The organism is Streptomyces sp. NPDC055078 (genome assembly GCF_053607985.1).
The window spans coordinates 1-8,270 of sequence record NZ_JBSGUP010000364.1 but is presented as its reverse complement, the minus strand read 5'-3'; the positions used below and the strand labels follow the sequence as shown (position 1 = coordinate 8,270).

Sequence of the window (8,270 nt, the reverse complement as noted above, 5' to 3'; positions counted from 1 at the left end):
GGGGCGCGGTACTGCTGCCGAACATCGACGACGACACCAGGCGCTGCCCGGTACGCGACCGCGCGGGCAGGCCGCTGACCGACGCTCAGCTCGCCGGATGCAACGACGCGGCGGACACGGTGGTGAACGGGGCGAGCGACGCGGCCGACCTGGCGCGGCTGCGTACCGTACCGAACCGCAGGGCCGCGGCCGGCACCACGGGCAGGGTCGCCTTCGTCGGCAAGGCCAGGGCACGGCTGTTCATCAAGCGGGCGGGCCGGTGGCAGCACCTGACGCCGGCGGCCCGGCTGACCACGGCCGAACTGCGCTCCGGTGTGGAGCTGGGCATCGAGGCCACCGATGTGGTGCGGGACGCCAAGGTCTGGGACGGCAGGGTCCTGGTCCGCTTCAGCGTCACCCGGGGCAGGACCACCGCGCGGGACGACGTCCTGCTGAAGACCGCGCCGGTCCTCACCCACCACCACCGGCAGAAGGCCCAGGAAGTCCTGGTCACCAAGGTGCCCCCGCTGCCCGACGATCCGGAACTGACAGCCGAGCAGCACCGCTTCGTCACCTCTGTGGAGCGCGAGGTGAAGGCTGCGGGCATCACCGCGCCGGTGCGGAAGTTCACCTCGTACGGCGACCCGTGGGCACAGGACTTCGTCGAGCCCGGCTATGTCGGCATGACAGGACCGGGTGGCCGGATCCACTCCCTGCGCGTACTGATCCGCTCCGCGCAGCCCGACCGCCGGGCCGGGCGCGAACTCTTCGAGAAGCTGCGCGGCAAGGATGTGGGCGTCGTCCAGGTCGCCGACCCGCGGCCCACCGAGGAGTGGACGCTCAACTCCATGGGCAATCTGGAGACCATCCCGCCCTACGCCCACCGGGGCAAGGAGTACCCGGCCGGGCGCATCATCATGGGCCACCGCCCCGACACCGGGTCCCTGCCCGCAGGGTCGATGCGGACCTTCCTCTCCTCACAGGGTGCCCAGTCGCCGCTGTTCCTCGACACGGGCTGGCTGGAGGTGGGGCATGTGGACGAGTTCATCCAGTTCCTGCCCGCCAGGACCGCGCGCGGCTGGCGGATCGGCGTCGCCGACCCGCGCGCGGGAGTCGCGCTGCTGCGCAAGGCCCGCGCCGAAGGCCACGGCGCACAGCGGATGTTCTCCGTACCGGGGAAGTTCGGCTGGGCCGCGCCCAAGGAGACCATCGACCAGGTGCTCGACGGCCCGGCCTTCCAGGACGACAACAGGCTGGCGGCCGAGCGGATCGACGCCGCTCTGCGCATCCTTAAGGCGGAGACGGGTGTCACCGACGCCGAGATCATCCGGCTGCCGGGCCTGTACACCCGCGGCGACCTGAGCAGGTCAGGGCTGACCAGCAGCCGTAAGCTCCGCCAGCTCGGCGGGGACGTCTTCGACCGGTCCCCGCGCGGCAGCGGCGGCAGCGGCGGCAGCACCAGCGGCGGCCCTCAGTCGTCCGCGGGCGACCGGGCGGCCCCCGGTACCCGGAAGGCCGGTGCGTACGTCCCGGGCGCGGTCAACGGCGTCGTCCTGAGCGACTCCCGCTATCTGTCCGCCCGGCAGTGGGGCCCGGTCATCGGCGGCAAGGACCTCTTCGGGACGGCCGTGAGCGCCGCGTACGCCCGTGCGGGTTTCACCACGGCGTACATCGACGACTGGTACACGTACCACCGGGGCTCGGGTGAGGTGCACTGCGGAACCAACACACTGCGGGACACCTCCAGGCCGTGGTGGAAGCGGTCGTAGCCACCCGGCCCGACAGACCCCTCCCGCGTACGAGCCGGTGCGCGGAGGCCCGACCAAGGTGATCGTCCCGCGGCCCACGGCCGCGCGGGACACCCGGCGGCGTCGGCCTCCCCGGCCGGTGAAGAGCACCCCCGGCCGACGCCCTCGGCACCAGCACCTTGGGCACTCGGGCACCGGGCACCCGGGCAGAACCGCTCCCTCGGCAGAACAGCTCCCTCGATCTGCGTTCTCGCAGGTCGAGGGAGCTTTTTGGAAGTGGAGCCTAGGGGAGTCGAACCCCTGACATCTGCCATGCAAAGACAGCGCTCTACCAACTGAGCTAAGGCCCCGGACGGTGGGTACGGCCGAGCAACGACCAGGCGTTTCGGCCCCCGCCGCAGACCAGAGTACCGGGTGACCCCCGTGATCCCGCAAAAGGATTGGGGCTGCCGAGGGACGACCACTCTCCGTAAGATGCACCACAAGGTTCGCAGCAGCGAAGCCCGCTTGGGGAAGCGATGGGGAGACGCACATGGACGCCGCTCAGCAGGAAACCACAGCCAGAGCCAGAGAGCTGCAGCGCAGCTGGTACGGGGAGCCGCTGGGGGCCCTCTTCCGCAGGCTGATCGACGATCTGGGGCTGAACCAGGCCCGTCTCGCCGCCGTCCTCGGACTGTCGGCTCCGATGCTCTCCCAGCTGATGAGCGGCCAGCGCGCCAAGATCGGCAACCCGGCGGTGGTCCAACGCGTCCAGGCGCTCCAGGAGTTGGCGAGCCAGGTCGCGGACGGCAGTGTCAGCGCCGTGGAGGCCACCGACCGGATGGAAGAGGTCAAGAAGTCGCAGGGGGGATCCGTGCTGACCGGCACCAGCCAGACCACCAACAGCTCGGGGGCACCGACGGTGCGCCGGGTGGTGCGGGAGATCCAGTCGCTGCTGCGGTCCGTGTCCGCCGCCGGGGACATCATCGAGGCCGCGGACTCACTCGCCCCGACCCATCCGGAACTGGCAGAGTTCCTCAGGGTGTACGGGGCCGGGCGCACCGCGGACGCCGTCGCCCACTACGAGGCGCACCAGAGCTGACCACCGAGGCGGACCGAGCAGCACCAACGCCTCATGAGGGAACGGGGAGCGGACGCAGCGCCATGGGTGAGGTCTTCGCCGGCCGGTACGAACTGGTCGACCCGATCGGGCGCGGTGGTGTCGGCGCGGTCTGGCGTGCCTGGGACCACCGGCGCCGTCGCTATGTGGCGGCCAAGGTGCTTCAGCAGAGCGATGCGCACACTCTGCTGCGCTTCGTCCGCGAGCAGGCCCTGAGGATCGACCATCCGCATGTCCTCGCCCCGGCGAGCTGGGCGGCGGACGACGACAAGGTGCTGTTCACCATGGACCTGGTGAGCGGTGGCTCACTGGCGCATGTGATCGGCGACTACGGCCCGCTGCCGCCCCGCTATGTGTGCACCCTGCTCGATCAGCTGCTGTCCGGACTCGCCGCGGTGCACGCGGAGGGGGTCGTGCACCGCGACATCAAGCCGGCGAACATCCTGCTGGAGGCCACCGGAACCGGACGGCCGCATCTGCGGCTGTCCGACTTCGGGATCTCGATGCGCAAGGGCGAACCCCGGCTGACCGAGACCAACTATGTGGTGGGTACGCCCGGTTACTTCGCCCCCGAGCAGATGCGGGGCGCCGAGCCGGACTTCACCGCCGATCTCTTCGCGGTCGGACTGGTCGCGCTCTATCTCCTCGAAGGCCAGAAACCGGACTCCCGGGCCCTCATCGAGCACTTCGCCGGCCGGGGCACCCCCGGCGCGCCCCAGGGCATCCCGGAACCGCTGTGGCAGGTGCTGGCCGGGCTCCTTCAGCCGGACCCGGATTCCCGCTTCCGTACCGCCACCGGGGCGCGCAAGGCTCTCGCGACGGCCGGTGAGATGTTGCCGGAGCCCGGTCCCGACGACGAGCCGGTCGAGATCTTCGACCAACTGGGGCCGCTTCCCTCAGGGTTCGGCCCCGACGGACCCGAGAACTCCGCCGCGCCGGAACCCTCCGCGCTCCAGCCCCCCGGCAGCGCACCGGGCATCCCGCACGCCCCGGCGCCCGACCACACCACCGGGCCCGGCACCCCGCAGACGCCCAGCGGTGCGCAGGCCGCCGTACCTCCCCTCGTACAGCCGCCCAGCGGTGCGCAGGCCGCCGTACCTCCCCTCGTACAGCCGCCCAGCGGTGCGCAGGCCGCCGTACCTCCCCTCGTACAGCCGCCGCATCCGCCGACGCCGACGGGCGGCTTCCCGGTGCCGCCGCCACCGCAGCAGCCGCCCACACCGCCGCCGCACCCGGTCCAGCCGGCCACGCCGCCCCCCATGGCCAGGCCCGCGGCCACGGAGCCGACACCGGCTCCCGCGCCGATGCCCGCCCCGGCGCCCGTGCCCGCACCCGAGCCCCTGCCCGCGCACGGTGAGTCCCTCTTCTACGCCTACGGGTCCGACCCGTCGCAGCCGGGAACCGCGCCGACCTCCCCGGTGCCGTATCAGACAACCCCCACTCACACGTACACCGCCCAGAGCCCCCAGGTCCCGCGCCCGGGGACGCCGGTTCCCCGGGCGGCCCGCAGACGCCAGGGGCCGCCGCTGAAGGTCGCTGTCCCGGTGCTGCTGCTCGCGATGGTGTGTTTCGCCGTGGGCTTCTGGGCACTGGCCCAGACCTGATGTCCCGGCCGCCGCGCACAGCGAGGTGCGGGCGCGGGCGCAGAGGGGCAGGTCACCGGGGCGGCCCGGAGGTGTCCTGCCGATCGACGGCACCCTCTGAAGTTCACTAACGCAAGCGTTCGATTTGCTGTCGCGAATGGACTCGCTGTGTCGAGATCCGGCCCCGGACAGCACGAAGCCCCGGCCGCTCCAGGCGACCGGGGCTTCACCCAAGACTGCTGCGTCTCACACACCCGAACCTGCGGGCACGGAGTCGGTCGCCTCCGTCCACAGATCCTGCTCGGCGCGATCCGCCTGGATCTGGCGGTACACGAGGAGCCCGCCGATGGCGGCCAGTGCGACCAGGAGAAGCTTCTTCACCGCGCGACCTCGTCTTTCCTTGACGTATGAGGACTTCTGCCGCCCGACTATACACACCGACCGATACCGATCGGTGACCTACGTACGTCTTGCCCACGGCCCAACCGGACGCCTCAACAACGCGATCCGCCCGTACGAAGTCACTCCGTACGGGCGGAGTCGACACCGTGGGGCTAACCGGATGCCAACCAACGGCCGCATCCCGGCCAGAAATGGGCCCTACCTGTTTCGGCTGGAGTTTGCGCAGGTGAAAGGCGCTCGCTTCGGCCGCCTACGACTGATCCTCCACCCTGGCGCGTACGGGGGCACGGCCGGGCGGGCGGCCCCGAGCCGCGTTCGGTGCGCCGTCGGCCCGGCGGAGGGATGATGGGCCCCATGTCCGTACGCCGGGTCAGGGTCGTTTTCCCACGGTCCGGCCAGAACGAGATCCCTAAGGGGAGGTCTGCCATGAGCAGCTCCGAGAACAGTGGGCACGACGGATTCACGGCCGAAGAGCGGGCCGCGATGAAGGAGCACGCCCAGGAACTCAAGACCTCGGCACGCCGCAGATCGCGCGCGGACAAGGCGGCGGAGGAGGCGCGCGACGTACTCACGAAGATCGCCGAGATGCCGGACCCGGACCGGATCACGGCCGAACGCGTCCATGCCGTCGTCACGGCCAGCGCCCCTGCCCTCGCCCCGAAGCTCTGGTACGGAATGCCGGCCTACGCACTGGACGGCAAGATCGTCTGCTTCTTCCAGAGCGCCGCCAAATTCAAGTCGCGGTACGCGACTCTCGGTTTCAACGACCCGGCAAAGCTGGATGACGGCACCATGTGGCCCACCTCTTTCGCCCTGACCGAGGTGACCCCCGAGGCCGAGGCACGGATCGCCGCACTCGTGAAGCAAGCGGTGAGCTGAACCGCGTATGGCCCGGGGCTACTCCGGCTCCCGGGTGTACAGCAGGTCGCCGCCCTTGCCGTAGACAGCGGTGCGAATGTCGTGGTCGGCATGGTCCCCCCACGTGGCGAAGGTGTCGGCGACGGTTCTGGCCGTGTTCTCGTCGGTGTGATCGGTGATCAACATGCCCAGGTCGTGTGGGTTCTCCCAGGTGCCGGTGATCATGCCGATGTGCCCGACGACAGCGGTGCGCTGTTCCTGGCTGCCGTTCTCTTTGACCCAGGCGGTGAAGGTCTCCGCATCGGAGACGGCCATCCCTTCCGCAGTGGGTACGGGGAACCGCGGTGGAACAATCCGCTCGCCCTCCGGTTTCGCTTCCAGGAGGCCACAGCCGGACAGCAGTCCAGCGGCCAGCAGCAGGGCGAGTAAGCACGTGCGACGCATCATTCTCCTTCAAGGGAAGGCCCCGCGGGGAACTCACCGCAGGCCCCGACAGCAGGCGCCACCCGTCCATGTCGCCTCGTCGTTCCAGTCTGCTCGGTCGGCCCAGGCCCCGGTGCGTGCTGCGGACGCGATCGGCGAGTAATAGACGACGCACACGTTCGGTCACCGGCCGCGGCGCCGGTGACCCGCCGTCGTAGGCTGAATCCCGCACATGAGGGACAGGAGACTGAGGTGGCCGGGACGACACCGACCGAGACGATGGTGGCCGAGGTGATGGCCGAACTGGCCGAACTCGACGACCCGCGCACACGCGAGGTGAACGAGAAACACGGCGACGATCACGGTGTGAACCTCGGCAAGCTGCGCGCGCTCGCCAAGCGGCTGAAGACTCAGCAGGAACTCGCGCACAGGCTGTGGGAGACGGATGACACCGCGGCGAGACTGCTCGCGATCCTGATCTGCCGCCCGAAGGGGTTCGAGCGTGACGAGTTGGACATCATGCTGCGCCAGGCGCGCACACCCAAGGTGCACGGCTGGCTCGTAAACTACGTGGTGAAGAAGAACCCGCACGCCGAAGAGCTGCGCCTGACCTGGTCCGCCGATCCGGATCCGGTGGTCGCGAGCGCCGGCTGGGCCCTGACCACCGAACGCGTGACGAAGACGCCCGAAGACCTCGACCTGCCAGGACTGCTCGATGTCATCGAGGCGGACATGAAGGACGCCCCGGATCGCCTGCAGTGGGCGATGAACCACTGCCTGGCTCAGATCGGGATCGACCACGCCGAGCACCGCACCCGCGCGATCGGCATCGGCGAGCGCCTGGAGGTGCTCAAGGACTACCCGACTTCCCCGGGCTGCACATCTCCGTTCGCCCCCGTCTGGATCGCCGAGATGGTGCGCCGGCAGTGAGGTTGCGCTGTTCTCCCGGGGCCGTCACTCCCGGGGCGGCTTCTCCCGGAACCGCCTTTCCCGGAGCCGGTGTGCGAATGCAGCGTGTCCGTACTCCGTTTGATCCGGCGCGGCCTTAAGGCAGCCGCCTTCGCCGTCATCTGCGCGCCGGCACAGGCCGCTGCCCTGCCCCTCATGGTGAGGGGAAGGCCCTCTGCTCATGGCGAGAGGAAGGCCCTCTGGCCGCCCTCGCCGGACCACCACCCACCGATGGGGCGCACCCACGCGCACACCGCGTACCGGTGAGGTAACGGAATCCCCGGCACGTCTCCTGTTCACGGTCCGTCACCGATACATTCACGGTCCCCCCACATTCCATCCGGCACCGCATTGACGGGAATGGCGCGTATGAGCCAGCAGTACCCGGGCCCACAACAGCCCTACCAGCCGCACCAAGGCCCAGCGCCCTACCAACCACCCCGCCCGCCGAAGAAGAGCATGTCCACCGGGGCGGTCGTCGCCATCGTCATCGGCAGCGTCGTCGGCGGCCTCCTCCTGCTCGGCATCCTCGGCGCCGCCCTCTCGGACGACGACGCCGCCACCGCCAAGGGCAAGAAGGCCACCCCGACCGCCGAAGCCCCGGCGCAGCCGTCGAAGGCACCGAAGGCGGCCGAGCCGGAGAAGAAGAAGGCAGAGCCCAAGAAGCAGGCCGCGCCGGAAGCCGAGGTGAAGGTCACGGCGGCCAAAGCCCGCTTCACACCGGGCATCCTGCACGACGGCGGCGAGTACACCAGCGTGAAGGTCACGGTCACGAACAACAGCACCAAGAAGATCGACATCAACCCGCTGTACTTCACGATCACCGACACCAGCGGCACCAAACACAGCGCAGAGCTGGCCGTCGACGAGAACCAGATCGACACGATGGACCTCGCCCCCGGCGAGAACACCACCGGCATCATCACCGGCAAGGGCTCCTTCACCCCGAAATACGTGACCTACGTCGACGGCCTGATCGGCGACAGCGTGCGCGGCAACGTGAACTGACCGCGTCGGAGACGACACGCCTCGTCCGAAACCGAAACCGCCTCCGGCGTGCCCGGAAACAACTCCTCCCGAAGGACAACATGAGGTGAGGGCGCCTCCCAGGAGGGGAAACGCCCTCACCTCGGCTGATGTCATCCGTTGGTGTCATCCGTTGATGACAAAGACCCCCAGGCTTGATCGCCTGGGGGTCTTTTGGCTGGTGGGGCTAACAGGATTTGAACC

Annotated in this window: 8 protein-coding genes and 1 tRNA gene; 6 read left to right on the top strand and 3 right to left on the bottom strand. The window is 69.7% G+C overall.

The features are described 5' to 3' along the window. A partial coding sequence (locus tag ACWF94_RS26040; RefSeq protein ID WP_453493180.1) for a protein-arginine deiminase domain-containing protein occupies window positions 1-1,748 on the top strand: 1,748 nt, incomplete at its 5' end. 256 nt (window positions 1,749-2,004) lie between these two features. Here ACWF94_RS26040 and ACWF94_RS26035 read toward each other — a convergent pair. After that, window positions 2,005-2,077, bottom strand: a tRNA-Ala gene (locus tag ACWF94_RS26035). A 182-nt stretch (window positions 2,078-2,259) separates the two neighbouring features. Between ACWF94_RS26035 and ACWF94_RS26030 the strand changes: the two genes are divergently transcribed. Then, window positions 2,260-2,808 (top strand): helix-turn-helix domain-containing protein, encoded by a 549-nt coding sequence (locus ACWF94_RS26030; RefSeq protein ID WP_453493177.1) that lies wholly within the window; start codon window positions 2,260-2,262, stop codon window positions 2,806-2,808. Between the two features lie 62 nt (window positions 2,809-2,870). Next, entirely contained in the window at window positions 2,871-4,430 is a 1,560-nt protein-coding gene (locus ACWF94_RS26025; protein WP_453493174.1) for a protein kinase domain-containing protein, read from the top strand. A 225-nt stretch (window positions 4,431-4,655) separates the two neighbouring features. On the opposite strand, the gene ACWF94_RS26020 is transcribed toward ACWF94_RS26025, so the two are convergent. Further along, window positions 4,656-4,790: a DLW-39 family protein gene (locus ACWF94_RS26020; protein WP_003958712.1), complete on the bottom strand. Its 135-nt coding sequence runs from the start codon at window positions 4,788-4,790 to the stop codon at window positions 4,656-4,658. 447 nt (window positions 4,791-5,237) lie between these two features. Here ACWF94_RS26020 and ACWF94_RS26015 point away from each other — a divergent pair, with 447 nt between their 5' ends. Next, window positions 5,238-5,690 (top strand): iron chaperone, encoded by a 453-nt coding sequence (locus ACWF94_RS26015; protein ID WP_453493171.1) that lies wholly within the window; start codon window positions 5,238-5,240, stop codon window positions 5,688-5,690. 18 nt (window positions 5,691-5,708) lie between these two features. Here ACWF94_RS26015 and ACWF94_RS26010 read toward each other — a convergent pair whose 3' ends face one another. Then, complete coding sequence (locus ACWF94_RS26010; protein WP_453493168.1) at window positions 5,709-6,116, bottom strand: hypothetical protein; 408 nt, start codon at window positions 6,114-6,116, stop codon at window positions 5,709-5,711. Between the two features lie 255 nt (window positions 6,117-6,371). Between ACWF94_RS26010 and ACWF94_RS26005 the strand changes: the two genes are divergently transcribed. Both ACWF94_RS26005 and ACWF94_RS26000 read left to right on the top strand, forming a co-directional pair. Next, on the top strand, window positions 6,372-7,022 hold the full coding sequence (locus ACWF94_RS26005) for a DNA alkylation repair protein (RefSeq protein WP_453493182.1): 651 nt from the start codon (window positions 6,372-6,374) through the stop codon (window positions 7,020-7,022). A gap of 387 nt (window positions 7,023-7,409) precedes the next feature. Beyond that, window positions 7,410-8,048 carry a DUF4352 domain-containing protein gene (locus tag ACWF94_RS26000; RefSeq protein ID WP_453493165.1) on the top strand — a complete coding sequence of 213 codons (639 nt, stop codon included), beginning with the start codon at window positions 7,410-7,412 and terminating at the stop codon, window positions 8,046-8,048. Window positions 8,049-8,270 lie beyond the last annotated feature (222 nt).